General features: G+C 62.9%; 24 protein-coding genes and 2 tRNA genes. 15 read left to right on the top strand and 11 right to left on the bottom strand.

Annotation, left to right across the window (positions count from 1 at the left end; genetic code table 11):
• The first annotated feature begins 4 nt into the window (after positions 1 to 4).
• The 3 genes from cysD (at position 5) to IB265_RS04485 (ending at position 2,797) form a co-directional block, all read left to right on the top strand.
• On the top strand, positions 5 to 958 hold the full coding sequence (gene cysD, locus IB265_RS04495) for a sulfate adenylyltransferase subunit CysD (protein WP_057250597.1): 954 nt from the start codon (positions 5 to 7) through the stop codon (positions 956 to 958).
• Entirely contained in the window at positions 958 to 2,463 is a 1,506-nt protein-coding gene (gene cysN / locus IB265_RS04490) for a sulfate adenylyltransferase subunit CysN (RefSeq protein WP_057250599.1), read from the top strand. The genes cysD and cysN overlap by 1 nt, the downstream gene beginning before the upstream one ends.
• Positions 2,464 to 2,602: 139 nt before the next feature.
• Positions 2,603 to 2,797, top strand: a complete 195-nt coding sequence (locus IB265_RS04485; protein WP_057250601.1) for a hypothetical protein — start codon at positions 2,603 to 2,605, stop codon at positions 2,795 to 2,797.
• A gap of 20 nt (positions 2,798 to 2,817) precedes the next feature.
• Here IB265_RS04485 and IB265_RS04480 read toward each other — a convergent pair whose 3' ends face one another.
• Entirely contained in the window at positions 2,818 to 2,961 is a 144-nt protein-coding gene (locus IB265_RS04480; RefSeq protein WP_093232085.1) for a hypothetical protein, read from the bottom strand.
• Positions 2,962 to 3,477: 516 nt separating this feature from the next.
• Between IB265_RS04480 and IB265_RS04475 the strand changes: the two genes are divergently transcribed.
• The gene (locus tag IB265_RS04475) at positions 3,478 to 3,657 is read left to right on the top strand and encodes a hypothetical protein (RefSeq protein WP_057251083.1); all 180 of its coding nucleotides are present in this window, start codon (positions 3,478 to 3,480) and stop codon (positions 3,655 to 3,657) included.
• Between the two features lie 76 nt (positions 3,658 to 3,733).
• On the opposite strand, the gene IB265_RS04470 is transcribed toward IB265_RS04475, so the two are convergent.
• Both IB265_RS04470 and IB265_RS04465 read right to left on the bottom strand, forming a co-directional pair.
• Entirely contained in the window at positions 3,734 to 4,153 is a 420-nt protein-coding gene (locus IB265_RS04470) for a hypothetical protein (protein WP_210334386.1), read from the bottom strand.
• A gap of 245 nt (positions 4,154 to 4,398) precedes the next feature.
• Positions 4,399 to 4,475, bottom strand: a tRNA-Pro gene (locus IB265_RS04465).
• 317 nt (positions 4,476 to 4,792) lie between these two features.
• On the opposite strand from IB265_RS04465, the gene IB265_RS04460 reads away from it, so the two are divergent.
• Positions 4,793 to 5,230, top strand: coding sequence for a hypothetical protein (locus IB265_RS04460; RefSeq protein ID WP_057250603.1), 438 nt, complete (start codon positions 4,793 to 4,795; stop codon positions 5,228 to 5,230).
• A 67-nt stretch (positions 5,231 to 5,297) separates the two neighbouring features.
• On the opposite strand, the gene IB265_RS04455 is transcribed toward IB265_RS04460, so the two are convergent.
• Together IB265_RS04455 and IB265_RS04450 are read right to left on the bottom strand one after the other, a co-directional pair.
• The gene (locus IB265_RS04455; protein ID WP_057250604.1) at positions 5,298 to 5,480 is read right to left on the bottom strand and encodes a YegP family protein; all 183 of its coding nucleotides are present in this window, start codon (positions 5,478 to 5,480) and stop codon (positions 5,298 to 5,300) included.
• Between the two features lie 129 nt (positions 5,481 to 5,609).
• Positions 5,610 to 5,684 (bottom strand) — tRNA-Gln (locus IB265_RS04450).
• 225 nt (positions 5,685 to 5,909) lie between these two features.
• On the opposite strand from IB265_RS04450, the gene IB265_RS04445 reads away from it, so the two are divergent.
• From IB265_RS04445 to IB265_RS04430, 4 genes are read left to right on the top strand one after another with little or no spacing between them, the layout of a single operon-like run.
• On the top strand, positions 5,910 to 6,206 hold the full coding sequence (locus tag IB265_RS04445; RefSeq protein ID WP_057250606.1) for a cupin domain-containing protein: 297 nt from the start codon (positions 5,910 to 5,912) through the stop codon (positions 6,204 to 6,206).
• Between the two features lie 17 nt (positions 6,207 to 6,223).
• Positions 6,224 to 7,147 (top strand): MBL fold metallo-hydrolase, encoded by a 924-nt coding sequence (locus IB265_RS04440; RefSeq protein ID WP_057250608.1) that lies wholly within the window; start codon positions 6,224 to 6,226, stop codon positions 7,145 to 7,147.
• A 2-nt stretch (positions 7,148 to 7,149) separates the two neighbouring features.
• Complete coding sequence (locus IB265_RS04435) at positions 7,150 to 7,602, top strand: thiol-disulfide oxidoreductase DCC family protein (RefSeq protein WP_057250610.1); 453 nt, start codon at positions 7,150 to 7,152, stop codon at positions 7,600 to 7,602.
• A complete protein-coding gene (locus tag IB265_RS04430) occupies positions 7,599 to 8,246 on the top strand; it encodes a DUF4166 domain-containing protein (protein ID WP_057250612.1) in 648 nt (215 codons plus the stop codon). Before IB265_RS04435 ends, IB265_RS04430 begins: the two co-directional genes overlap by 4 nt.
• A 24-nt stretch (positions 8,247 to 8,270) precedes the next feature.
• On the opposite strand, the gene IB265_RS04425 is transcribed toward IB265_RS04430, so the two are convergent.
• Entirely contained in the window at positions 8,271 to 9,179 is a 909-nt protein-coding gene (locus IB265_RS04425) for a DUF1499 domain-containing protein (protein WP_057250614.1), read from the bottom strand.
• Between the two features lie 257 nt (positions 9,180 to 9,436).
• On the opposite strand from IB265_RS04425, the gene IB265_RS04420 reads away from it, so the two are divergent.
• Both IB265_RS04420 and IB265_RS04415 read left to right on the top strand, forming a co-directional pair.
• Positions 9,437 to 9,820, top strand: coding sequence for a hypothetical protein (locus tag IB265_RS04420; RefSeq protein WP_057250616.1), 384 nt, complete (start codon positions 9,437 to 9,439; stop codon positions 9,818 to 9,820).
• A 265-nt stretch (positions 9,821 to 10,085) separates the two neighbouring features.
• Complete coding sequence (locus IB265_RS04415) at positions 10,086 to 10,337, top strand: hypothetical protein (RefSeq protein ID WP_057250618.1); 252 nt, start codon at positions 10,086 to 10,088, stop codon at positions 10,335 to 10,337.
• Positions 10,338 to 10,432: 95 nt separating this feature from the next.
• Here IB265_RS04415 and IB265_RS36600 read toward each other — a convergent pair whose 3' ends face one another.
• From IB265_RS36600 to ppdK, 4 genes are all read right to left on the bottom strand, one after another.
• Positions 10,433 to 10,753 carry a peptide chain release factor-like protein gene (locus tag IB265_RS36600; RefSeq protein ID WP_244495597.1) on the bottom strand — a complete coding sequence of 107 codons (321 nt, stop codon included), beginning with the start codon at positions 10,751 to 10,753 and terminating at the stop codon, positions 10,433 to 10,435.
• A 30-nt stretch (positions 10,754 to 10,783) separates the two neighbouring features.
• Positions 10,784 to 11,047, bottom strand: coding sequence for a hypothetical protein (locus IB265_RS36595; protein WP_244495598.1), 264 nt, complete (start codon positions 11,045 to 11,047; stop codon positions 10,784 to 10,786).
• Positions 11,040 to 12,254 carry an RNA ligase RtcB family protein gene (locus IB265_RS04405; protein WP_210334385.1) on the bottom strand — a complete coding sequence of 405 codons (1,215 nt, stop codon included), beginning with the start codon at positions 12,252 to 12,254 and terminating at the stop codon, positions 11,040 to 11,042. The genes IB265_RS36595 and IB265_RS04405 overlap by 8 nt, the downstream gene beginning before the upstream one ends.
• Before the next feature lie 299 nt (positions 12,255 to 12,553).
• On the bottom strand, positions 12,554 to 15,220 hold the full coding sequence (gene ppdK / locus IB265_RS04400) for a pyruvate, phosphate dikinase (protein ID WP_057250621.1): 2,667 nt from the start codon (positions 15,218 to 15,220) through the stop codon (positions 12,554 to 12,556).
• A 317-nt stretch (positions 15,221 to 15,537) separates the two neighbouring features.
• On the opposite strand from ppdK, the gene IB265_RS04395 reads away from it, so the two are divergent.
• From IB265_RS04395 to IB265_RS04380, 4 genes are all read left to right on the top strand, one after another.
• The gene (locus IB265_RS04395; protein ID WP_057250623.1) at positions 15,538 to 17,358 is read left to right on the top strand and encodes a caspase family protein; all 1,821 of its coding nucleotides are present in this window, start codon (positions 15,538 to 15,540) and stop codon (positions 17,356 to 17,358) included.
• Positions 17,359 to 17,501: 143 nt separating this feature from the next.
• The gene (locus IB265_RS04390; protein WP_192494637.1) at positions 17,502 to 18,278 is read left to right on the top strand and encodes a caspase family protein; all 777 of its coding nucleotides are present in this window, start codon (positions 17,502 to 17,504) and stop codon (positions 18,276 to 18,278) included.
• Between the two features lie 18 nt (positions 18,279 to 18,296).
• Positions 18,297 to 19,238: a peptidoglycan-binding protein gene (locus tag IB265_RS04385; RefSeq protein WP_192494636.1), complete on the top strand. Its 942-nt coding sequence runs from the start codon at positions 18,297 to 18,299 to the stop codon at positions 19,236 to 19,238.
• A gap of 182 nt (positions 19,239 to 19,420) precedes the next feature.
• Positions 19,421 to 21,190 carry a caspase family protein gene (locus IB265_RS04380; RefSeq protein WP_057250629.1) on the top strand — a complete coding sequence of 590 codons (1,770 nt, stop codon included), beginning with the start codon at positions 19,421 to 19,423 and terminating at the stop codon, positions 21,188 to 21,190.
• A gap of 4 nt (positions 21,191 to 21,194) precedes the next feature.
• On the opposite strand, the gene smc is transcribed toward IB265_RS04380, so the two are convergent.
• Positions 21,195 to 24,656 (bottom strand): chromosome segregation protein SMC, encoded by a 3,462-nt coding sequence (gene smc, locus IB265_RS04375; RefSeq protein ID WP_057250631.1) that lies wholly within the window; start codon positions 24,654 to 24,656, stop codon positions 21,195 to 21,197.
• Positions 24,657 to 24,664: the final 8 nt, after the last annotated feature.

The raw sequence follows: 24,664 nt of genomic DNA, 5'->3' as shown, positions 1-24,664 counted from the left end.
TGAAATGCCCCATATCCATCCGGAAACGGAACTGCACAATCCGCAGAGCGCCAAGCCGCCGCTCGATCCGCATCTGAAGGCACTCGAGAACGAAGCGATCCACATCTTTCGCGAAGTGGCCGCCGAGTTCGAACGCCCGGTCATGCTCTATTCGATCGGCAAGGACTCCTCGGTGCTGCTGCACCTCGCCCGTAAGGCCTTCTATCCTGGCCGCGTGCCCTTCCCGCTGTTGCACGTCAACACCGGCTGGAAGTTCGCCGAGATGATCGCGTTTCGCAACGAGATCGTCGAGCGCTACGACCTCGACCTGATCGAGCACATCAACCCGCGCGGTGCAGCCGAGAACGTCACGCCCTTCAGCCACGGTTCGGCGCTCTATACCGACATCATGAAGACCGAGGCGCTGCGCCAGGCGCTCGACGCCGGCCAGTTCGATGCGGCTTTCGGCGGCGCGCGGCGCGACGAGGAAGCAAGCCGTGCCAAGGAACGCATCTATTCGTTCCGCACGCCGGATCATCGCTGGGATCCGCGCAACCAGCGCCCGGAACTCTGGAACGTCTATAACGGCATGATCCGCAAGGGCGAAAGCGTGCGGGCCTTCCCGCTCTCCAACTGGACCGAAGTCGACATCTGGCGCTACATCCAGGCAGAAGAGATTCCGATCGTGCCGCTCTACTTCGCTGAGAAGCGCCCGATCGTCGAACGCGACGGCATGATGATCCTGGCCGAAGATCCGCGCCTCGAACTCTTGCCGGGTGAGACCAAACGCGAGGAAGTGATCCGCTTCCGCACCCTCGGCTGCTTCCCGCTGACCGGCGCCATCCGCTCCAGCGCGACGACGCTCGACGACATCATCTCCGAACTTGAAACCGCGACCGTATCCGAACGCCAGGGCCGCGCCATCGACCGCGACCAGTCCGGCTCGATGGAAAAGAAAAAACGCGAAGGATATTTCTGATGACTGCTCCCGCAACCGCGAATGCCGTTGAGCACGTTGCTGCCGGCGAGGTTCTGGCCTTTCCGGCGCAGGAGCCGGCGCGCGCCGCGCGTGACAGCCGCCCGCTTCGCCTGATTACCTGCGGCTCTGTCGATGACGGCAAGTCGACGCTGATCGGTCGCCTGCTCTGGGACACCAAGGCGGTCAAGGAAGACCAGGCCGCGACGCTCCAGCGCGATTCCAACGGCAAGCAGAACGATCTCGGCCTGCCCGACTTCGCGCTGCTCCTCGACGGCCTGCAGGCCGAGCGCGAACAGGGCATCACCATTGATGTCGCCTATCGCTATTTCTCGACCGACAAGCGCTCCTTCATCGTCGCCGACACGCCCGGCCACGAGCAATATACCCGCAACATGGCAACGGGCGCCTCGACCGCCGACCTCGCCGTGCTGCTGGTCGACGCCCGCGTCGGCCTGCTCGAGCAGACCCGCCGGCATGCGACGATCGCAACGCTGATGGGCATCAAGCAGTTCGTACTGGCGGTCAACAAGATCGACCTCACCGACTACGATCGCGCCCGCTTCGAAGAGATCAACCACGAATTCCGGGAACTGGCATTGTCGCTTGGCGTGCGCCAGGTCACAGCTATTCCCGTCTCGGCTCTGAAGGGCGAGAACGTCGTCTACGACGGCCGCGCTTCCATGCCCTGGTATGACGGCCCGACGCTGATCGAGGTGCTGGAACTGGCAACCACCCGTTCGGCCCAGACCGTCGGCTTCCGCCTGCCGGTACAGCGCGTCTCGCGGCCCGGCGAAAGCTTCCGCGGCTATCAGGGCACGGTTGCCGGCGGCTCGGTGAAGCCGGGCGACAGTGTCGTGATCCTGCCCTCCGGCATGGTGGCCAACGTCACCAAGATCGTCACCTTTGACCTCGTGCGCAACGCCGCCGTCGCCGGCGACGCGATCACGCTCGTGCTCGACCGCCAGGTCGACGTGTCGCGCGGCGACATGATCGTGGCCATCGACAGCCAGCCGCTGACCGGCCTTGCCTTCGATGCCCAGCTCGTTGCCCTGCAGCCGGAAGGCATCCAGCCGGGCAAGCGCTACTGGCTGAAGAGCGGCAGCCGCCGCCAGCGCGTCCAGATCCAGCCTGCCAGCCAGCTCGACCTTAAGACCGGCAAGTGGAACCATGCCGAGCAGCTGCCGATGAACGCCATCGGCAAGGTGCATCTGGCCTTCGACGAGCAGGCGATCTTCGACACCTACGAGCAGAACCGCTTCACCGGCGCCTTCATCCTGATCGATCCGGACACCAACAACACGGTGGCTGGCGGCATGATCACGGCCAAGCGCTCGGCACTCGGCGGCATCCACACGGAAGACGCCCGCGTTATCCTCTCGCTGCCGGCGGACCTCGCCGACCAGCTGATGGCGACCGAACTCTTCGCGGGCCGCCGCGAGGAGGCCGAAATCCGACGCGTCAGCGCCGGCAAGGCGGTCGAGATCATCGACGATATCGACGGCTGATCGACAGCCGCAGCACACACAAAAAAGGGGCCCGACCAAGGCCCCTTTTTCGTTGCTGAAACCGCGGTTGCTACCGGTCGATTTGGGCCTTTTCAAAGAAGTCCGTCGCCCTATGTCCCTGGCGCATGGGAGAAGCACCATGAAAACGGAACATCAAGGCGAGGATGCGAGGCAAAAAGGCTTTCGCGGGCGCATGGTATCGATCGAAGCATTTGCCCGGAAATATCGGCTCGATGCGGAGGAAGCCGAGCGGCTGGAGAACCAGTTCGGTCCGGTCGCCGGCGAAATCGACCTGCTGCAGGCGGCCAGGCGCAACGGCATGCCGGAGGAGTGAACTCCTGCCGGCATTCAACATCAAAGCTGCTGCTCGATCGCCGGGAGAACCATCGTCAACGGCGCCGGTTCGGCGTGCTGCCAAAGCTGATAGCCTACGACGCTGCCAAGTATGGCGGTCCATATGGCGATCTCGCGAAAGGTGAATATCGGTTCCTTCAACATCTGGGCCTCTCGGGCAAGAACAAGTGTTGATGGAAATATCGCCCTGATTGTTCACTCTGATAAGACATCATTCCGTGAACACGTCGTTTCAAAGTGAACAATAAAGCCGCGCATTGCTGGTGCATGAGTGATCCGGCGCTGTTGAATCCGCTTCCCTGCGGGAGGCTCTCCGACGCCCTGAAGCCGCCACCGTCCCAAAACAGGACAGGGGCTGGCGATCGCTTCACCTTGACCCGAAATCGCACAGATCGCACCTTTTCATCCGTCTCCGCATTCGTAAGTTGGCGCGTCGATCATGAGGATCGATAGGGCTGTTTCACCGTTCCTGGACGTTGTGGGACAGTCCGCCTGACCGTGGCCCGGCAGCAAGGCTCCTGCCCGGCATAGGCGCTCTTCCCTGGCCTCTCCCCCGCCACAGCGCCCCATGTATGCGGGGTATCGATGGACAGAGCCGACCTCTCCGGCGTATCTGGACGACTTTCGCGCAACGATGCACCGAATCAGGGAGACGAAAAGGTGAGCACGGACAAGCAACCGGAAACCACCGTGAAGGTCGAGAAACGCGTCAACGGCAAATGGTGCTTCGTCATCAAGTATCGCGGCGTCACCTATCCCGCCCAGGGCAATTTCACGTCGATGCTGCAAGCACAGGCCGCGGCCCAATCGACGCTAAAGGCGCTCGAACGGCAGGGCTGACAAGCGGACGGAGCGTTACCATATCGACAATGGAAACGCTCTCCTGCTGCTGCCTGTCCGTTGCGCCCGCTGGTCCCTACTCGACTGCGGAGCGGATGATATTGCAGAGCCCCTCCTGCACCACCTGTTTGGTGGTCACCTGCCCCACCTGAATATCGAACATCGCATCAACCCGCGTGCCTGAACCGCGCTTGCGGGCAACGACGCGCAGCGTCTGCAGCCGTCCGGAGCCGGCGGTATCCTGATAGGCCTCGATGGTCCCGAGCGACTTGTTGATCTCGATTCCCGAAAATCCTTCCGCCGCGACACCCCGTGCCATCCGCTGCAAGGCGGCCTCGGGCTTCAGCTTCGGAAACTCCTGCCAGGTCTTGTAAAAGACCGGCGTCACCAGCGGCACGCCCGAAGCCTTGAAATTCTTCTCGCAGCTCTGCGCCGCCGCCACCGAATGGCCGGCCAGAAGCAGAACCGCTGCAATGAATAGATGCTTGATCGACATTCCCGTTCCTCGTCGTCATTGATCGAATGACGGGAACCTAGAACCTTCGCCTTCGCGCAGACAGGCCGACCCGGGTGCGAATGCACGGCTATTCGACCAACGGCTTCGAGGGAGCGACGAACGGCTAACATGGAGGACGAGTGGGCGTAAAGATCGACGCCGGAACAGGCGCGCAAAGCGCAAGCGCATACGGTGCGGCGCCGAGCGGCATGCAAGGGAATGATCGGGTAAAGGATTGATTTGGCTGGTCGGAGTGGCAAGATTCGAACTTGCGACCCCCACGTCCCGAACGTGGTGCGCTACCAGACTGCGCTACACTCCGTGACCAGCGGCGCCTCTATAGAACAGGCATTTTGATTTCACAAGCGCCTATCTCGAAAAACCTTGCGCCTTTTTCAAAAAACTTGTGACGGTGGAAAACTCATGCGGAAATTGCCGTTTTCCGGGGGCGTCGGCGCCTGAAAGCGCGCCCGATAGGGACTTTGTGCAACGCTTCATATTTTCCTGAAATGCAAGGCGCGGCGTGGATTTCCTTTCGCCTGGTTTGGCGCTAGAGGCACAACGGAAAGCGCGGAAAACCAGGGGATACGGGCTTCCGCGCCATGCCTATTTCAGAACGAGAACCAAAGGGACAGAAACATGAACTTCCGTATGATGACGGTGGCGGGCCTTGCGCTCGTGCTTGCCGGCTGCACGACGACCGGAACGGGGATCTCCAAGAACGCGGTCGAAGCGCGTTGGCTCGGCCAGCCGGCCGGCGGCTTTTTCGCTCAATACGGTCCGCCGATCTCCGACGTCGAAAGCGGCAGCTCCACCGTCTATAGCTGGAAGGGCGGCTACAAGACCCGCAAGGTTCCGGCGCAGTACGAAACCACCAAGGACGGCAAGCGCGGCAAGCGCATCGCGTCGGCCCGCACGGAATATCTGAGCTGCGCCGTCCAGCTTACCGTCTCGTCGGACTATGTCATCCGCTCGATCCGCATTGCCGGCGACCGCAAGCGTGCCGATGGCCCGAGCTGGTGCGAAGAGTTCCTGGGCGCGCCGGCGCAGACCAAGCCGGCCGCAACCGCAAGCTAAACGCCAAGAAACAAAAAAGCCCGCCGGTGAAAATCGGCGGGCTTTTTCTATGGAAAGAATGTCGAACTCAGCTGCTGCTGTTGTCCTCGACGGGTGCGTCGGGACCGTTCTTCTTGATCGAGTCGATGGCGTTCTGCGCGCTGGCCTTGGTCTTGTAGCCCTCGGTCGAGAACATCACTTCGCTGTTGTACTTGAAGCGAACCCGGTATTCACCAGCCTTGTCTTTGTAGATTTCGAATTTGTGAGCCATCTTCTCCCTCATACAAGTAGGAATCACCGAAACTAGCGTGTCAGTTGCAGCGTGACTTGACAAGAGTGCAAGTAGAGGCCCGGCCCAAAGCTGGGTTTGGCCGTTCGGGATCGGACGATTGGAAGAATGTGGCTGGGGCGCCAGGATTCGAACCTGGGAATGCCGGTACCAAAAACCGGTGCCTTACCGCTTGGCGACGCCCCAACTGGACTGACGGAAAAACAAGCCCGCCAAATCGAGCGCCTGATTATCAAAGCTCGCCGTCCGTCACAATCACTAAGTTGACACTAAGTTGGTTTTTCGGCGGATTTGTCGATCAGCTGTGCAAAAGGCCGGCGAGCACACCGCGACACAACGTCTGCCGCTGCCGCCTGCACCCTTCCCTTCCTGCATCGCACCTCCTATTGTCCCGCCGAAATGGAGAAGATCATGAGCCAGTTTCGCGCCCGCCCTCCTGCCGTTCCGAGCGTGCTCGTCGATGACGCGGTGGTGCGTATTACCCGCTGGGATTTCGAGCCCGGCGCCGATACGGGCCACCATGTGCACGGTCTCGGCTATGTCGTCGTGCCGATGACCGACTGCCAGTTCCTGCTCGAGGAGGAAGGCGGCAGCCGCCGTGTCGATATCGCCAAGGGAGCGGCCTATCGCCGCGAGGCGGGCATGTCGCACAATGTCGTCAATGCCGGCAGCGAGCCGATGTCGTTCATCGAGATCGAGTACAAGTGAAAGCCAGGAAGAGACGCATGCAGGGGCCAGACTTCGATCTCGATTTCAAGCCGGCCCATGGCGAGGCGGTGACGGTTGCGGACGATGTGCAGCGCATCACCGTCAACAATCCCGGCCCCTTCACCTTCCACGGCACCAACAGCTATATCGTCGGAAAGCGTTCCGTTGCGGTGATCGACCCCGGCCCGGATGACGAGGCGCATTTTCAGGCGCTGATGGCGGCCCTTGCCGGCCGTGAGGTCACCCATATCGCCGTCAGCCATACGCATCGCGACCACTCGCCGCTTGCGCGCCGGCTGAAGGCTGCGACCGGTGCGCTGATCGTGGGCGAAGGCCCGCACCGCTCCGCCCGCCCCTTGCATACGGGCGAGACCAATCCTTTTGCCGAGAGTTCGGACATGGAGTTCGCCCCCGATCTCGTGCTTGCCGATGGCGGGCGGATCGAGGGCGATGGCTGGAGCCTGACGGGGCTGACGACGCCCGGCCATACGGCCAACCACATGGCCTTCGCACTCGACGGCACCGGTATCCTCTTTTCCGCCGATCACGTCATGGCTTGGGCGACAACGATCGTCGCGCCGCCGGATGGGGCCATGGCGGACTACATGGCCTCGCTTGAAAAACTGCTCTACCGAGACGAGCACCTCTACCTGCCCGGCCACGGCGGGCCGGTGACCGAGCCCGCCTCGTTTCTTCGGGGCTTGCGCGCCCACCGCAAGATGCGCGAGCGCGCAGTGCTCGAACGTATTCGCGCCGGCGACAGCCATATCCCGGATATGGTCAAGGTCATCTATGCCTCGACCGATGTCCGGCTGCATGGGGCGGCGGCACTTTCGGTCCTTGCCCATCTGGAAGACCTGATCGAGCAAGGGCGGGTCGAGACCGATGGGCCGCCCTCGCTCCTTGGCGCCTACCGGCTGGCGCCTGGCGGAGCCGGCTGACCATGCGGCGGGTCGCCTACAGCTATCGCAGCGATGCCGCGGTGCCTGCCTTTGCCGACGACAATCCCGTAATCGTCTTCGACGGCGAATGCATTTTCTGTTCCGGCTGGGTACGTTTCCTGCTTCGCCATGACCGGCGAGCGCAATATCGCTATCTCACGGCGCAGTCGCCGCTTGGCCAGGCGCTCTATCGGCACTACGGCCTCGACGCCAGCAGCTTCGAAAGCAACATCCTGATCGAGGACGGCGTCGCCCGCTTCAAATCCGACGGCTCGATGCGGACGCTTGCGCGGCTCGGCCTGCCATGGTCGCTGGTGAACGTCTGCCGTATCCTGCCCGCTGCCCTTCGCGACCCACTCTATGATCTCGTGGCGAGAAACCGCTATCGCATAGCCGGGCGCCGTCAGAGTTGCATGGTGCCGACGCCCGAGGAGCGTGGCCGCTTCATCGCATGACGACGGAAATCGTGGTCCAACAGCAGAGCCTCTACCGGCGGATCCTCGGACGCGATTGGGATCTCGTGCCGGCCTCGATCCAAGCCCTGCATGATAGATCGGAAGGACACGCAACCTTTCGCGGACGTGCGGTCGTCGAGCGAGGCGGATCGATCTGGGCCCGCCTTGTCGCCTCTATCTTCGGCTTTCCCAGCGCCGGTGCGGATGTGCCGGTCGAAATCCGCTTCGCATGCGGCAACGGTCGGGAGGTCTGGACCCGGCGCTTCGGCGAAAAGATCCTGCGCAGTTCGCAGCAGAAGGTAGAGAGGCGAAACGAACAACTGCTGGCGGAGGATTTCGGACCGTTCCGCATCCTGTGTGCCTTGGAGTCTGCAGAAGATCGACTGCACCTCTCGGTTCGCGCCTGGTCCTTCCTCGGCCTCCCGCTTCCCTTGCGGCTCGCGCCGGGCGGTCGGACGTTCGAGGAAGATCGCGACGGCCTGTTTCACTTCCATGTGGAGGTCGAAAGCCCCTTGACCGGCTTGATCGTGCGCTATCGCGGCTGGCTTGCACCAGCCGATGAGTCGACGTCGTTGCGGGCGCCCGCCCTCGACCGAAAAGCTACCGCTCAATTCGATGGCCGCGGCGCCGCCGTGAACGACTGACGTCTCCTGGCGGTACTCTGCCGATCAATCGCCGGCAATGCCGAGCAGCTCGGCATCGAGCGCCCGCAGGAACTGATCAGCGAAGGCGGCGCCCATGCCGAGGTCATGCGGGCCATAGCGGGAGGCGACACGCAGGTCTACGAAGGTTGTTTCGGCCTCTTCGCGCAGCCGGATCAACACATCGAAACGGAAGCCGGCGATCAGCGTGCGCCATTCGCCCTGGAGCACGACGTCGCTGGCGCGGCGCCCCGCAATCGCCCCTTCGAGCGAGAGTTCCGGCCGCGCCGCCGGCACCGGTACGTTCTCCGGTTCGACGGTCGTCTCCGCCCCGGCATTCGGCCGTACGGTCAGATCCTCGAGATCGGCGCGGGCGTTTTCGACGCCAAGCTCCTCGGTGATGCCGACGCGGTTCTGTTCGATGACAGTGCGCACGCCCTGGTAAACGCGGTCGAGTGCGCCATCGTAGCGCCGGCCGGTGAGGCCCGGATAGGCAAGGATCTGCGCTTCCCGGTCCTCGGGCGTCACAGCGCCCTTGCGTTTCAGCCAGCTCTCTTCGGTCTGCGGTACCTTGAGCCATGGCGGCGGCGTCACCGTGTCGGTGCTGACATCGTAGATCGCCGGGCGGGTCAGATATTGCACGACGCCGAAGCCGATGAAACCGAGCGCCGGCGCGGCATAGACAAGAGCCGCAGCAGACGCGAGGCCGCCGATCGCGGCGACCTGCCAGAGGCGTGCAAGACCGACGACGGCAAGCAATACGCCGAGCAGCGCGAAAATGCCGGACAGGCCGACAAGAGCCAGGAAATGCGGTGTCGTCAGTGGCCCGAAGCGGTGCGCCAGCAGCGAAAGCAAGAAGAGCACGAAGGAGACACGGGCGAAGCGACGCGCCCACTGGGCGGCATAGGAATAGGGACGCTCGTACCGGACCATCATGTAGTTGAATCAATCCCCTGCCGCGAAACAGATCGCATTCTTAGACCATGCCCCGTGCCGTGAAAACAGGCAATGCCCAGTCGGCCGCCGCGCCGCGGGCCATGCCTGAGGCTTCGCCGCAAAATCGCCATTCTCGTTAACCACCTATCAACACATGGGAATGTGCCCGCGCGCCCAAGGCGCGCGGAGTTTCAATCGGAGGCAACGGCCGCGCACGGCTTCATGTGAAAGTACGCGGCGATCGACGGAGAACCGACATGGGCGCATCGCAGGCAGCCGTGGCCATTGCCACCCCTACCCCTCTTCCCCCGCGTGACGGCGGAATTCCGATGGGGCTCCTCGAGCTCGAACTCTCCCTCGACGGCTTTTCCGGAAACAAGGACGATTTCCCTGGTTTTGTCCGGACCGTTGCCGACAATGCCGGCGGCGAGTTTCTGTTTGCATTGCCTGCTTCGGAACTGGTCGAAGATTGCCTGAGTATCGCCGTGCTCCGGCATGGCGAGCAGGACAGCGAAACATCGATCCTGTTTGCCTGCCTTGATGAGCAGGGCACGACCATCCGCCTCGAGCACCCGGGCGATGGCACGCGAGACCTGGAGCGCTTCGCCGAGTCCTTCGTCGGCGTGCTCGAACGCATGTGATCGCCGCCTGCCGGCGGCGGTTTAAACTGGCTTCAATCGAAAAACCTACGCGCTGACGTGTCGGTTCTGGCGTGCTGATCACGTCGGGCCAAGCCTCAGAAAATCAACTTTCAGGACGACATCGGACGCTTTACGTCTCCCCTGCGTGCGACCGCGCGCCTGCCGCAGAATTGGCGTGGTCCGCTTCGATTTTCGGCGCAACTCCCTATATTAATTGCGATTCGAGAAATGAATACGAAGGCGGCACCCAGGAGACACGAACATCATGACGACCCGATTGACGATCCTAGTCGCAGCCGCCCTGCTGCTGACGGCGTGCCAGACCATGACACCGGAAGAGCGGCGCATCGCCGACGGCAACACCTGCGCCTCCTACGGTTTCCGCCGCGGCACCGACGCCTTTGCCACCTGCCTGCAACGCATCGAACTCGACCGGCGCGCTGAATCGCGCGCCTTCCGCTATCAGAACGACGTGATGATGTGGGGCTGGGACCGCCCCGTCGTCATCATGCGCTGACGGAGGCGTTCAACCGAAGCAACCGGTAATGTCGCGGCTCGACGATCAGCGTATCAAGGCGACCCGGGCGCACAAGCCCGGGTCGCCAAGGAAGGCTACAGGCGGAAGGTCTTGACCGCGTTACCCCGCTCCAGCTCCTTGCTGGCCATGAACAAGGCCGTCTTTTCTTGCTGCTCGTTCCCGGCGGCGATGAGATCCAGAATGGCTTGAAGCCTGCGAATTGCAGTTGCCTTGTTGCGATGCTGCGATCGCTCCTCTCGGCAAACGACCGTGTGGCCCGTGGGGACATGCGTCGCCCGCACGGCGCTATCGGTAGTGTTTTGATGCTGGCCACCGGGCCCGCCGGCCCGCAAGGTTTCGAAGCGCAAATCCCCAAGCTCGATCGTCGGTACGACGCCCGCGCCGGAAAGATCCACTTGCCGGACACCGACAAACCAGTTCTGTCGTTAATGCCCTTTTCTAACCGGGCTCTTGAAAACAAAGCGAATCGTCCCGCAATAGGCTCTTGCCAAATCTTCGGATCGAGCGCCTGCCATCGTGACGATTGCGGATTTTGGACCGAACGCATCCGGTTGCCCGCCAAGGGCCAGGTCAAAGCTGCAGCCGTTGACCTTCGCTTCCTTGCCCAAGATGTCGATCAGCGCGGCCATGGCAATGCGACATTCCACCGGACCGTTGCCGGAGGTCAGAAAGAGCGTCACTTCACCCATGGCGCATCCTCCTTATCGTCGTCCGCTCCCACTTCGTTTTCTCGCGCACCCGTTCCTGCGGCTGCACGTTCTTGTAGGTGACGAGCGGCTTCATCGCCGCGATCGGTCGAATAAGCCCGAACGCCTCGAGGTCTGCGACAACCTTAGCGGCATCCTTGTAGGCGCCGGCCGCCTCCTCGATCAGCAGGTTGCGATCCTCGCAGATTGAGAGACCACCCCAGGCATTGATGCGCAAGGCATCACGCTCGGAGCGATTGCCACCCACGCGGCCGTGCATGGCCTTACGGTCATATTTCCTCCCCGCACCGTGCGAGATGCCCCAATGCGATCGCTCCGCACCGGCCAGGGCGCGCACCAGAAAGCTTCGCGTTGCGCGCGATCCAGCGACCGGCGCGACGGCATCCTCACCGATTGCGGCCGCGCCCTTATAGTGCAGGAAGCCCGACGCCGTGGCCCGCACCAGGTTGTGCGGGATATCGGCAACCAGCGACAGATCGGCGCGCAACGTCCGCGCTGCCCGCTCCGCCACCATTCGCCGGTTAAGCGAAGCCCATCGAACGCACTCGCCGCTTCCGGCGAGCCATTCAACGGCGGCGGCCGAACCGGCAGCCAGACCGTCCCGCAAGTGTTCTGTGCCGAGCGTGCGACCGAAAAGATTGGCGCCCAGCGAACGCGAGCCCGAGTGGACCAGAAGATAGAGCTTCTGCCGGTCGGCCACACTTTCCGCCTCGTCCTCGAACACTTCGTCCACGGCCTGCAGCTCACAGAAGTGGTTGCCGCCGCCGATGGTGCCAAGGGATTGCGGGCCCATGTCAGGCGAAAGATCGTGCTCCGCCAGGCGGGTTGCCATGTCGCCGAGATCGATCTGCTCCAGCCTGCGCAGTTGCTCGGCCGCCTTTTCGACCTTGAATTTGCGCAGCGGCAAGGAGAGCTCGAAGAATGACATGCCGCAGCCGATATCGTTGCCGATCAGCTGCGGGTAGAGCCGCTGCGAAAGCGCGACCATGCCGACGGGGCCATACTTGCCCGGGTGCAGGTCCGGGAAACCGGCGACCGAGATCATGCCGGGGAGACTGGCAATTTCCGCCAGTTGATGAACTGCCGCGCCTTCAATCCAGCTGCCGGCAGTAAAATAATGCGTGACGGTCGCTCTGCGCGCACCATCGTCGCCTTCGGGGACGATGTCCCCAAAAGAATGATTGCCCAAGAAAAATAATCCAGAACAGGGTCAAACAGCCGGCACATTGGCCAGCAGGACGGGCCCTTTCAGCGCATCAACGCTGATTAGCCGCGAAGCCCCAAGGGGCGTGTGGAAACGCACTGCGTCATTTTCCGGTCCCGTTCTGAACAAACCTCTATGCACATGCATAGCTAGCGATCGCCCGCGCCGATACGGCGCGAACGAGGCGCTGATGCACTATCCGCTCGCCGCGTGCAACCAGGAATGCAGGGCTCCGATAAACCGGCGTCCGCGCGTTGCATCGTTGCAACACGCAGAGGGCCCCCCTACCCCTTGCCGTTGATCGCCGCCTGGGCGGCGGCAAGACGGGCAATCGGTACGCGGAACGGCGAGCAGGAGACGTAGTCGAGACCGGCGTCCTCGCAGAAGCGGATCGAGGCCGGGTCACCGCCATGTTCGCCGCAGATGCCGAGCTTCAGGCCGTTCTTGGTGCGTCGTCCACGTTCGGCGGCGATCTGGATCAGTTCGCCGACACCTTCGAAATCGAGCGAGACGAAGGGGTCCTGCTCGATGATGCCCTTCTGCTGGTAGGTCGCCAGGAACTGCGAGGCGTCGTCGCGCGAGATGCCGAAGGTCGTCTGCGTCAGGTCGTTGGTGCCGAAAGAGAAGAAGTCGGCCGCTTCGGCGATTACGCCGGCGCGGAGTGCTGCGCGCGGCAATTCGATCATCGTGCCGACGAGATAGTCGATGCCGATGCCGGCTTCGCCGATCACCGCCTTGGCGACCGCGTCGATGCGCTCCTTGACGTAGTCGAGTTCGGCCCGGAGGCCGACGAGCGGCACCATGATTTCAGGAACGACGGCCGCGCCGGTTTCGCGGGCGGCCTCGACGGCAGCCTCGAAGATGGCGCGCGCCTGCATCTCGGCGATCTCAGGATAGGAGATTGCCAGACGGCACCCACGATGGCCGAGCATTGGGTTGAACTCGTGCAGCTCGTCGACACGCTGGCGCAGTGCCGACGGATCAAGCGAAAGTGCGCCGGCGACATCGGCGATCTCCTCGTCGGTCTTCGGCAAGAACTCGTGCAGCGGCGGGTCGAGCAGGCGGATTGTCACCGGCAGGCCATGCATGATCGAGAACAATTCGGCGAAATCCGAGCGCTGCATCGGCAGGAGCTTGGCGAGTGCCAAGCGCCGGCCGGCCTCGTCGTCGGCGAGGATCATCTCGCGCATGACGTTGATGCGGTCATCCTCGAAGAACATGTGCTCGGTGCGGCAGAGGCCGATGCCCTCGGCGCCGAAGGAGCGCGCCGCGCGCGCATCCGCCGGGGTTTCGGCATTGGTTCTGACAGTCATGCGGCGGCTGGCATCCGCCCAGGCCATGATCTTGCCGAAGTCGCCGGAAAGCTCCGGCTGCAGCATGGCGATCGACCCTTTCAGCACCTGACCGGACGAGCCGTCGATGGTGATGACGTCGCCCTTGCGGAGCGTCACGCTTCCGGCCGTCAGCAATTCGTTGCGAAGATCGACGCGGATGCTGCCGGCGCCGGAAACGCAAGGCGTGCCCATGCCGCGGGCAACGACGGCCGCATGGCTGGTCATGCCACCGCGCGTCGTCAGGATGCCTTCGGCGGCGTGCATGCCGTGAATGTCTTCCGGGCTGGTTTCGACGCGCACGAGAATGACCTTGCGGCCTTCCTTGTCGGCCTGAACCGCCTCCTCGGAGGTGAAGACGATTTCGCCGGTCGCAGCACCTGGCGAGGCCGGCAGGCCGGAGCCGATGATGTCGCGCCGCGCATGCGGATCGATCGTCGGATGCAGCAACTGGTCGAGCGAGGCCGGATCGATGCGGGCGACGGCCTCCTGCTCGGAAATCAGGCCCTCCTCCGCCATATCGACGGCGATCTTCAGCGCTGCCTTGGCGGTGCGCTTGCCCGAGCGCGTCTGCAGCATCCAGAGCGTGCCGCGCTCGATGGTGAACTCGAGATCCTGCATGTCGCGGTAGTGACGCTCCAGCGTATCACAGATCGACCGAAACTCGGTGAAGGCTTCCGGCATCAGCTTTTCGAGCGACGGCTTGTCGGAACCGGAGGCGAGACGCGCGGCCTCGGTGATGTTTTGCGGCGTGCGAATGCCGGCAACAACGTCTTCGCCTTGCGCGTTGACGAGGAACTCGCCGTAGAGTTCGCTCTCGCCGGTCGACGGATTGCGGGTGAAGGCGACGCCGGTTGCCGACGCATTGCCGAGATTGCCGAAGACCATCGCCTGGACGTTGACCGCCGTGCCCCAGGCAGCCGGAATTCCGTGCAGATGACGATAGGTCACCGCGCGCGCGTTCATCCAGCTTGAGAAGACGGCGCCGATGGCGCCCCAAAGCTGTACTTCCGGATCCTGCGGAAACGGCTCGCCGAGCGCCTCTTCGATCGCCTCCTTGTAGCGGGAGATGACATGCTGCCACTCGACCGCGGAAAGCTCGGTGTCCTGTTCGTGGCCGAGACGCGCTTTCTCATCTTCGAGGATTTCCTCGAAGACGTCGTGATCGACGCCCATGACCACGTCGCCATACATCTGGATGAAGCGACGGTAGCTGTCCCAGGCAAAGCGCGCGTCGCCGGCGTCATGGCCGAGCGCGTGCACCGACTCGTCGTTGAGCCCAAGATTGAGAACTGTATCCATCATGCCCGGCATCGAGGCGCGGGCACCGGAGCGAACCGAAAGCAGCAAGGGATGGCTGGTGTCGCCGAAGACGCGGCCCGTCACCTCCTCCATCCGGCGGATACCCTCGCGCACCTGATCGTGCAGGCCGTCAGGCATTTGCCTGTCGTTGTCGAAGAAGTTGTTGCAGGCATCGGTGACGATGGTCAGGCCAGGCGGCACCGGCAAGCCGAGGTTGCACATCTCGGCAAGGTTTGCGCCCTTGCCACCCAACCGCTCGCGGTCACCTGCACGTCCTTCGGCCTTGCCCCCACCGAAGGTGTAAACCCATTTCGTCATGCCTGCTCTCCACCCAGATACAGTGTTTTATGACGATTTACAGTATATGCTTCAGGCTGAAAATGCATCTGGCGAAGATTTATGCTGCACCGCATCATTTTCTGTAACAATGCAACATATTGGCAGGCCGAGGGGCAGAACCCGCACAACATGGGCTTTGCCTCTTCTATCGGCACCACAAATGCCCGCCAGAGGCTTGAGTGTCGACATTGCCCGATCCATTATAAAAACCTAATATAAATGCACGCGATGGGGCGCATCCAAGAATATCCCGTCATGGCGATCCGTTTCAGTCCCGTGGGCTTGGAGGGTAGGTCATGCAATGGCGTGCGAAAGTGAGATCCTGGCTCCTCTCGGTCGCGATGGTCTTGCTCGTGGTCGGGCATGGCCTCGCCGAGGAGAGCGGCAAGCGGCTTGCGCTCGTCGTCGGCATGACGAACTACGTGGCGGCAGGAACGCTGCCCAACGCCTCACGCGACGCCGAAGCATTCGGCACCTTCCTCAACGGGCAGGGATTTGAAACCGATCTTGTGCTCAACGCAGATCGCAGGGGCCTTGCGGCCGCGCTTTCAAGCTTTTCGCGCAAAATCGGCCCGGAGGATGTCGCCCTCTTCTACTACGCCGGCCATGGCATGCAGTTGCACGGCGAGAACTTTCTCATCGGCACGGATGCTAAGCTCGAGAGCGAGTTCGATGTTCCCGCCGAAACCATAGCCCTGTCCGAGATCATTACCGCGCTGGAGAAGCGTGCCCGGATATCGATGATCTTCCTCGATGCCTGCCGCAACAACCCGCTCGCCAACCGGCTGAATACCGAAGTCGAAGGCGCCACCCGCGGCGGCGCGACCAGAGGGTTGGCGCCGATCGAGACCCAGGGTGCCGGCACGCTCATCGCCTTTGCCGCCGCGCCCGGGCAAGTGGCCGCCGATGGAACCGACGGGCACTCGCCGTTTACGCGCGCTCTGATCGCCAATCTCTCCGGCGCTGGCCTGGAGGTCGGCACTGCTTTCAAACGCGTCGTTCGCGACGTGCGCAAGGAAACGCAGGGCAAGCAGCAGCCTCAGATCCTGTCATCGCTTTCGCTCGAATTCTATTTCGGACCGGAAGCGGCCGCGCCGCAGATCCAGGCCGCCCTGCCGGCCGTTGCGGTACCGGCCATAGACCCCGAAGGACTGGAGGCCGAAGCAGATTTCAAGAAGGCCTTGAGGATCGGCACGCCTCGGATCTGGCACTTCTTCATCGAAAAGCATCGCACCGGCGAATATGCGGAACTCGCTCGCCAGACGCTGGCACAGATCGAGCCCGCGGCGGTGCGCAACCAGTCTCATCTGCCACAATCCGTCGAAGCACGGCTGTTGCCGGACAAAGACAAGCGGCGAAACGTCCAGCTCGCACTTGCCGCCCAGGGATTTGCGGCGGGCACGGCCGATGGCGTTTTCGGTGGACAGACGCGCGAAGCGATCAAACTCTTCCAAAGCACCAACCGCCAGCCGGCGAGCGGTTTCATTACCGAGCGCACCGCAGCAGCCCTCGGCATCAAGGTCAACGACAGCGCGGAAGGCATCTACAGCGCGACCAAAGCCCGACGCTACGATGTTGCCAACCTCGAAGGTCTCGAAACCGATAAACGTGTTCTGGAGGCTTTAACCTGCCTGCGCCACTTCGATACCGTATACGGCGCGTTCGGCGGGCATCTCTATGTCGCCGTGCAAACGGGTACGATTCTGGCAGTTTACGCGCGCGGGATAGCCAGCGGTTGCGGCGCGCATCTTGCGGCGATTTCCTCTCAAGAAGAGAACACTTTCGTCGCCTCGCTTTTCAACGCCGACCAAAGGTTCTTCCAGACGGGCTACGATCCCACCGGAAACGTCAGCTACAAGATGGGCCCATGGATCGGCCTTACGCAAGATCCACAGGGCAAGGAGCCCAAGGGCGGCTGGCACTGGGATAATGGCAAGCCGCTGACCTACACGAAATGGTTCCAGGACATGCCGAACGAGGGCAAGAAGGGCGACGATATCGGCATGTACTACGCGCACCGCAACGGCAGAGCCGACACGAAGTCCGTCTATGTCGACACCTGGGACGATATGGGGCCAACCGACGGAACGGGCGGTCTCATTCTCGAATTCGAGTGACCGCCTGGACCACCGCGCAGGTCGGCACGCCCGCATAACTGGATAAATCACAATTATCTAATATAATTCACGCGATGGGGACGCATCCATGAATATCCCGTCATGGCAATCCGTTTCAGTCTCGAGGGCTCGGAGGGTAGGTCATGAAATGGCGTGCGGATCTGAGATTTTGGCTCCTCTCGGCGCTGATGGTCCTATTTGCTGCAGGGAACGCTCTTGCCGAAGGAAGTGGCAAACGGCTGGCGCTGATCGTCGGCATGAGCAACTACGTCGTTGCCGGAACGCTGCCCAATGCCTCACGTGATGCCGAAGCGTTCGACGCCTTCCTCAAGGGCCAGGGATTTGAAACCGACCTCGTGCTCAACGCGGATCGCAAGGGTCTCGCCGGCGCGCTTTCAAACTTTTCGCGCAAGATCGGGCCTGAAGACACAGCCCTGTTCTACTACGCCGGGCACGGCATGCAGCTGCGCGGCGAAAACTTCCTCGTCGGGACCGATGCAAAGCTTGAGAGCGAATTCGACGTCCCGGCCGAAACCGTAGCGCTTTCCGAGATCATCAATGCACTGGAGAAACGTGCCAGGATATCGATGGTCTTCCTCGACGCCTGCCGCAACAACCCACTCGCCGAAAGACTCACGCGCGAAGTTGAGGGTGCCACCCGCGGCGGCGCAACCAGAGGATTGGCGCCGATCGAGACCCAGGGTGGCGGAACGCTCGTCGCCTTCGCCGCCGCCCCTGGCCAGGTCGCAGCCGACGGAACCGACGGACATTCGCCGTTCACCCGCGCGCTGATCGCCAATCTCTCCGGCGCTGGCCTTGAGGTCGGCACCGCTTTCAAGCGGGTCGTTCGCGACGTGCGCAAGGAAACGCAGGGCAAACAGCAGCCGCAAATCCTGTCCTCCCTGTCGCTGGAATTCTAGTTCGGGCCGGAGATGATAGTGCCGCATACCAATGCCACCCTGCCTGCAATACAGGCACCGGCAGTCGACCCGGCTGCGCTTGGGGCGGAAGCGGATTTCAAGAAGGCCCTGAGGATCGGCACGCCACGGATCTGGCACTTCTTCGTCGAAAAGCACCGCACCGGCGAGTATGCGCAACTCGCGCGCCAGACACTGGCACAGATCGAACCCGCAGCGGTGCGCAACCAGTCGCATCTTCCGCTGTCGGTAGAAGCGCGGCTCTTGCCGGACAAGCAACAGCGCAAAAACGTCCAGCTAGCACTCGCAGCCAAGGGCTTTGCATCCGGCGTGGCCGACGGCGTTTTCGGCGGACAGACACGCGAAGCGATCAAACGCTTCCAAAGCACCAACCGTCAGCCGGCGAGCGGTTTCATCACCGAGCTCACTGCAGCAGCCCTTGGCATAAAGGTCAACGACAGGGCAGAGGGCATATACAGTTCAACGACGGCGCGAATCTATGACATCGACGACCTTACCGGGCTCGAAACAGACGAGCGTGTCCTTGCCGCCATCAAATGCCTGGGTCACGAGCCGTCCGTCTATGGTGCTTTCGGGGGCCATCTCTATGTCGTGGCACGAACGGGGTCGACTCGCGCACCCTATGCCGAAACCGTCGCCAAGAACTGCGGCACATATCTTGCCTCGATCACATCGGACGCGGAAAATGCCTTTATCGCATCGCTGTTTAACGCCGACCCGGGCTTTTTCGATATGGGCTACTACGCTCCGGACAACATCAGCTACAAAATCGGGCCGTGGATTGGCCTGGTTCAGGACCCGCAAGGCAAAGAGCCAAAAGGCGGCTGGCACTGGGACAGCGGCGAGGCGAGGCGAGGCGATGACTTACACAAAATGGGTCCCAGGCGCGCCATACGAATTCAAGCCGGACGCCGATTCCGCGATGTATTTTACCCAGCGTGACGGCCGGCAAGACATGAGGAGTACCTACCTCAACACGTGGCAAGACATGGGGCTCATCAACATGTCCCCGAGCCTCGTTCTTGAATTTGAGTAGTCACGCATATCGATTCCGGCGATGGGGTGCATTCAAGAATGTCCCGTCATGGCGATCCGTTCAGGCTCAGAGGCTCGGAGGGTAGGTCATGAAATGGCGTACAAAACTCACGTCCTGGGTCACCTCGGCCCTGATCGTCCTGCTTGCAGTCGGGCACGCCCTCGCCGAGGAGGACGGCAAACGGTTGGCGCTGATCGTCGGCATGAGCAACTACGTCGTTGCAGGTATTCTGCCCAATGCTTCGCGCGACGCCGAAGCGTTCAAGACCTTCCTCGATGACCAGGGCTTTGAGGCCGACCTCGTGCTCAATACAAATCGCAGGGGTCTCGCCGAGGCGCTTGCGCGCTTTTCGCGCAAGATCGGCCCCAAAGACGTTGCACTGTTTTACTACGCCGGACATGGCATGCAGCTGCACGGCGATAATTTCCTTGTCGCAACCGATGCGAGGCTCGAAAGCGAATTCGACGTGCCAGCCGAAACCATGGCACTCTCCGAAATTGTCAACGCGTTGGAAAAGCGTGCGAAGATCTCGCTGATCTTCCTCGATGCCTGCCGCAACAATCCGCTCGCAGACCGGCTCAATCGCGAAGTGGAGGGCGCAAGCCGCGGTGGCGCCATCAGGGGGCTCGCACCGATTGACACACAGGGTGCAGGCACGCTCGTGGCCTTTGCCGCGGCACCCGGACAGGTCGCCGCAGACGGCACCGACGGGCACTCACCCTTTACCCGTGCGCTGATCGCCAATCTCTCCGGCCCTGGCCTTGAAATCGGCACGGCCTTCAAGCGCGTGATCCGGGAAGTACGCTCAGAGACGGACGGGAAACAGTCACCGCAGATTCTGTCTTCGCTCGATCTGGAGTTCTATCTCGGCCGCGACACAGCCGTTAGAGAGCCTGCCCATTCGGCGGCGACCACCGTGGATCTCGCCGCGCTCGACTTTGGCAAGGCGATGCGTGTCGACACCATTCGAACCTGGAAACGCTTCATCGCCAAACATGGCAGCGGCAGCTACGCCGACGCAGCCCGCCAATCCGTTCGGCGTCTCGGAGCAATTGACGACCTGCGGTCGCCATTGGTAGCGATGGCGCAGGAGCAAAAGGTGTTCGACAGCAGGGAAAAGCGTTCAAGCGCGCAAGAGGCATTGCGCAGCGAAGGGTTCGATACGGGCCAGACAGACGGGACCTTCGGTGGCCAGACGCGCCGGGCGGTAACCTCGTTTCAGACAGCCCGCGGTCTGACGCAATCCGGATTTCTCGACCAGGAGACCAGCGCCGCCCTGGGCCTGGGATTTGCTCGCGTCGACCACCAAATCCTCTCGGCTGCAATCGCACGCCGCTATGATGCCGCCGATCTCGAGGGGCTTGAGGATGCGGCAGTGGTGGCCATGGTGCGTTGCCTGTCGCCGTTGTCCTTGACCTACGGCATGTTCGACGGGCGCCTCTACGCGGCCGCCTACAATGCGCAGCAGATCAGCTGGCAGGAAGCCAAGGCGACTGCCGAACGCTGCGGCGGTCACCTTGCCACGATTGAATCCAGTGACGAAAATGCGTTCGTCGCCTCGCTGGTAAACACGGACGCCAGGTTCTTCAACAGCCTGTTCGAAGGCGGGGAACATCGCCGCGTCGGACCCTGGCTCGGGCTCGTCAACGAGAACGGCATCGGCGACGCATGGACCTGGGTGACGGGCGCCGTTGTCACCTACAGCAGGTGGTTCAGGCGACCGCCGGAGAAGGCAGGCGCTGCGACGCTATATGCGGCATATCGCGCAAACAAAGTCCCCCTGGCCGCCTACATCGATACCTGGGGAGCGCGCGATGCATTGCGGCCGGTGCCGGGGTTCATCACCGAATTCGAGTGAGTGGCTACACCACTTCCCTCAACCGCTCTGCCGTCTGCAGGTCGACGGAGACGAGTTGGGACACGCCCTGCTCGGCCATGGTCACGCCGAAGAGGCGGTTCATGCGGGCCATGGTGATCGGGTTGTGGGTGATGATGATGAAGCGGGTCTCGGTCGAGGCCGCCATCTCGTCCATCAGGTTGCAGTAGCGCTCGACATTGTGATCGTCGAGCGGTGCATCCACTTCGTCGAGCACGCAGATCGGCGCCGGATTGGTGAGGAATACCGCAAAGATCAGCGCCATCGCCGTCAGCGCCTGCTCACCGCCCGAAAGCAGCGTCATGGTCTGCGGCTTCTTGCCCGGCGGGCGAGCGAGGATTTCCAGGCCTGCCTCCAGCGGATCGTCGCTCTCGATCAGTTGCAGCTCGGCGGTGCCGCCGCCGAAGAGGTGGGTGAAGAGCCGCTGGAACTGCACGTTGACCACATCAAACGCGGCGATCAGGCGCTCGCGGCCCTCGCGGTTCAGGTTCTGGATGGCGCTCCTGAGCTTGCGGATCGCCTCGATGACGTCGTCGCGCTCCCTAAGGAGAAGAGCAAGCTTTTCGGAAAGTTCCTTCTGCTCCTCTTCTGCGCGCAGGTTGACGGCGCCAAGCCGTTCGCGTTCGATCTTCAGCCGTTCGAGTTCGCGCTCGATGTTGCGCATGTCCGGCAACGCCGCATCGACAGCGAGCCCGGTCAGGCGCATCACCTCGTGCGGCGCACAGGAGAGCGCTTCCTGGATGCGCGCTTCGATTTCGACACGGCGCTCACGGGCCGAAACCAGCCGCTCCTCTGCGCGGCCACGCTTCTCGCGCGATTCCGCCAGCTCGGAGAGCGCCGTCGCCGCCAGCCGATCCGCCTCGCGCTGGTGATTTTCGGCCTCGGCGAGAAGGTCAGCCGCCTCGCGCCGTGCCGCTTCTGCCTTCTGCAATTCGTTCATCAACGCACGGCGCTTGTCATCGAACTCGTCGGGCGCGTCGATCAGTTCTTCCACTTCGTCGCGAGCCTCGGCCTCGCGGTCACGTAGCGTGGCGATATGTTCCTCGGCGCTCGCGGCGCGCGCCTTCCAGGTCTGGCGCTCGTTGGCTATCGCGGTGATGCGTCGCTGGCGGGCCTCGTTCTCGCGCGCCAGGCCGTCATGGGCGGCACGGGCCTCGGCAACTGCGGCACGATCGGCAGCGACGTCGGCGGTCTGCGTGCGCAGTTTCAGTTCCAGCTCCGAAAGATCGGGAGCATCCGCCAGTGCGTCGTTGGCCGTCTCGATCTGCTCGGCCACTTCCTCGACCTGGACCTCGATCTGGCTGCGCGTTTCCGCCAACACCGCACGGCGGCGAGCAAGATCGCCGGAGGCGCGCTCGGCGGCAGCAAGGGCGTCACGGGCTTCAGCTAGCTGCCGCGTGATCATGCGCTGCGCATCGCGCGCAAGCCGCAGTCTTTCGTCTTCGGCGTGGATGCGTGTACCGGCGGCCGCAAGTTCGGCCTCGGCGCGGCGCAGCGCCTCTGCTGCGCCCTCGGCTTCGGCATCGAGTTCTGCCAGCCGGTTCTTCTGGGCCAGTCGCAGGGCGGCCGCACTCGGCGCCTCGGAGCCGGTCACGTGCCCGTCCCAGCGCCAGACGGAGCCCTGCTTGGTGACGAGGCTCTGGCCCGGCTTCAACAGCGGCAGCAGCCGTTCCGCGTCCGCTTCGCTTGCGACAATGCCGATCTGCTTCAGCGCGCGGGTCAGCGCATCCGGTGCTTTCACGTGCGCAATCAGCGACGTAACGCCCTCCGGCAGGCCGGCGTCGCCGGCATGATCTCCCGGGGCGCGCCAATGGGCCGGCGCGTCCGTTTCGAGCGGTGAATCGAGATCGTCGCCAAGGGCTGCGCCGAGCGCGATTTCGAAGCCTCGGTCGACCTTCATCTCCTCGACGACGGCGGGATAGGTGCCGCCCGATGCCGCTTCCAGCATCCGCCGGATCGTGCGCGCTTCGGTTTCGATGCCGTTGAGAGTAGCGCGTGAACGATCAACAGGCGGACGCGCCTCGACCTCGGCGCGGCGCGCCTCTGCCAGAGCCTCCTCGATCGCAAGCACATTGATTTCCGCTTCTTCGAGCGCGGCCTCGGCAACCTCGACTTGGCCCTGTTTCTCATGCGGATCGGGAAGTGCGGCCATCTGCCGGTTTAGCTCGTCGAGATCGCGCGACTGATCGGCGAGCTGACGCGCAAGCCGGGCCTGGCGCTCCGAGAGATCGCGCAGCGTGCGCTCGAGCTGGTTGCGACCGGCCTGTGCCTCGGCACGTTCGGCCGTCAGCCGCGCCAACAGCGCTTCGTTGCCGGCAAGCTTTTCGTTCGCCTCTTCCAGCCGCTCGCGTGCTTCCGTCGCACGGTCATCGGCCTCGGCCAGCATGTCGCTGAGTTCGGCTTCTTCTTCGTCGAGCCGCGCCAGGATGCCGGCATTGTCGACGACAAGCCTCTCTTCGCGGGCGATGTCTTCGGCAAGCTGCGCCAGACGGCGCTGCAACTCGTCGCGCCGCCTGAGGATACGGCCGGCATCCTCTTCAAGCTGCGAGCGGGCGATCTGCAGGCGTTGCAAGGCGGCGGCGAACCGCGCCTCGTTCTCGCGCAACTCCGGCAGCTTCAGGCTGGCAATCGCCTGATCCTTCGCCGCCTGCATCTGCGCTTGCGCCTTTTCCGCGACCAGCGCCGTGATCTGATTGAGCTGGCTCGTCGCCTCGGCCTCCGCCTCCTTGGCGTGCACCCAGCGGATATGGAACAGGATCGCCTCGTGCTTGCGGATATCGGCCGAAAGCATCTTGAAGCGATTGGCCTGACGCGACTGGCGCTTGAGGCTCTCGATCTGGCTTTCGAGCTGCGAGGTTACGTCGTCGAGGCGTTCAAGGTTGGTTTCCGCTGCCCGGAGGCGCAGTTCCGCCTCATGGCGGCGCGAGTGCAGTCCGGAAATGCCGGCTGCTTCTTCGAGGAGTTGCCGACGCGCCTGCGGTTTGGCGGCGATCAGCTCGCCGATACGCCCCTGCCCGACCATCGACGGCGAGCGCGCGCCCGTGGAGGCGTCGGCAAAGAGGAGCTGCACATCCTTGGCGCGCGCCTCCTTGCCGTTGATGCGGTAGACGGAGCCCTGTTCGCGCTCGATGCGGCGCGTCACCTGGATCTCGTCACTGTCGTTGAAGGCGGCCGGTGCCGTGCGATCGCCGTTGTCGAGATAGAGGCCGACTTCCGCCGTGTTGCGCGCCGGACGGTTGCCGGATCCGGAAAAGATCACGTCGTCCATGCCGGAGGCGCGCATGTTCTTGTAGGAGTTTTCCCCCATCACCCAGCGCAGCGCTTCGACGAGGTTCGACTTGCCGCAACCATTCGGTCCTACGACGCCGGTCAGGCCCCGCTCGATGATGAACTCGGTCGGTTCGACGAAGGATTTGAAGCCAAGCAGGCGGAGCTTGTTGAACTTCATGCGGGCGA

It is taken from the genome of Ensifer sp. ENS10 (assembly GCF_014852025.1).
Taxonomy (GTDB): domain Bacteria; phylum Pseudomonadota; class Alphaproteobacteria; order Rhizobiales; family Rhizobiaceae; genus Ensifer.
Note: the sequence above shows the minus strand (reverse complement) of the source record. Positions and strands in the feature narration are given on the sequence as shown.

What these genes read in the sequence shown, in the direction of transcription:
- IB265_RS04445 (WP_057250606.1), top strand. Translation starts at nt 5,910, where the DNA reads ATGAGCCAGTTTCGCGCCCGCCCTCCTGCCGTTCCGAGCGTGCTCGTC.
- ppdK (WP_057250621.1), bottom strand. Translation starts at nt 15,220, where the DNA reads ATGACGAAATGGGTTTACACCTTCGGTGGGGGCAAGGCCGAAGGACGT.
- IB265_RS04380 (WP_057250629.1), top strand. Translation starts at nt 19,421, where the DNA reads ATGAAATGGCGTACAAAACTCACGTCCTGGGTCACCTCGGCCCTGATC.
- IB265_RS04470 (WP_210334386.1), bottom strand. Translation starts at nt 4,153, where the DNA reads ATGTCGATCAAGCATCTATTCATTGCAGCGGTTCTGCTTCTGGCCGGC.
- IB265_RS04480 (WP_093232085.1), bottom strand. Translation starts at nt 2,961, where the DNA reads ATGTTGAAGGAACCGATATTCACCTTTCGCGAGATCGCCATATGGACC.
- IB265_RS04420 (WP_057250616.1), top strand. Translation starts at nt 9,437, where the DNA reads ATGGGCGCATCGCAGGCAGCCGTGGCCATTGCCACCCCTACCCCTCTT.
- smc (WP_057250631.1), bottom strand. Translation starts at nt 24,656, where the DNA reads ATGAAGTTCAACAAGCTCCGCCTGCTTGGCTTCAAATCCTTCGTCGAA.
- IB265_RS04435 (WP_057250610.1), top strand. Translation starts at nt 7,150, where the DNA reads ATGCGGCGGGTCGCCTACAGCTATCGCAGCGATGCCGCGGTGCCTGCC.
- IB265_RS04430 (WP_057250612.1), top strand. Translation starts at nt 7,599, where the DNA reads ATGACGACGGAAATCGTGGTCCAACAGCAGAGCCTCTACCGGCGGATC.
- IB265_RS04395 (WP_057250623.1), top strand. Translation starts at nt 15,538, where the DNA reads ATGCAATGGCGTGCGAAAGTGAGATCCTGGCTCCTCTCGGTCGCGATG.
- cysD (WP_057250597.1), top strand. Translation starts at nt 5, where the DNA reads ATGCCCCATATCCATCCGGAAACGGAACTGCACAATCCGCAGAGCGCC.
- IB265_RS36595 (WP_244495598.1), bottom strand. Translation starts at nt 11,047, where the DNA reads ATGGGTGAAGTGACGCTCTTTCTGACCTCCGGCAACGGTCCGGTGGAA.
- IB265_RS04390 (WP_192494637.1), top strand. Translation starts at nt 17,502, where the DNA reads ATGAAATGGCGTGCGGATCTGAGATTTTGGCTCCTCTCGGCGCTGATG.
- IB265_RS04415 (WP_057250618.1), top strand. Translation starts at nt 10,086, where the DNA reads ATGACGACCCGATTGACGATCCTAGTCGCAGCCGCCCTGCTGCTGACG.
- IB265_RS04455 (WP_057250604.1), bottom strand. Translation starts at nt 5,480, where the DNA reads ATGGCTCACAAATTCGAAATCTACAAAGACAAGGCTGGTGAATACCGG.
- IB265_RS04485 (WP_057250601.1), top strand. Translation starts at nt 2,603, where the DNA reads ATGAAAACGGAACATCAAGGCGAGGATGCGAGGCAAAAAGGCTTTCGC.
- cysN (WP_057250599.1), top strand. Translation starts at nt 958, where the DNA reads ATGACTGCTCCCGCAACCGCGAATGCCGTTGAGCACGTTGCTGCCGGC.
- IB265_RS04460 (WP_057250603.1), top strand. Translation starts at nt 4,793, where the DNA reads ATGAACTTCCGTATGATGACGGTGGCGGGCCTTGCGCTCGTGCTTGCC.
- IB265_RS04425 (WP_057250614.1), bottom strand. Translation starts at nt 9,179, where the DNA reads ATGATGGTCCGGTACGAGCGTCCCTATTCCTATGCCGCCCAGTGGGCG.
- IB265_RS04440 (WP_057250608.1), top strand. Translation starts at nt 6,224, where the DNA reads ATGCAGGGGCCAGACTTCGATCTCGATTTCAAGCCGGCCCATGGCGAG.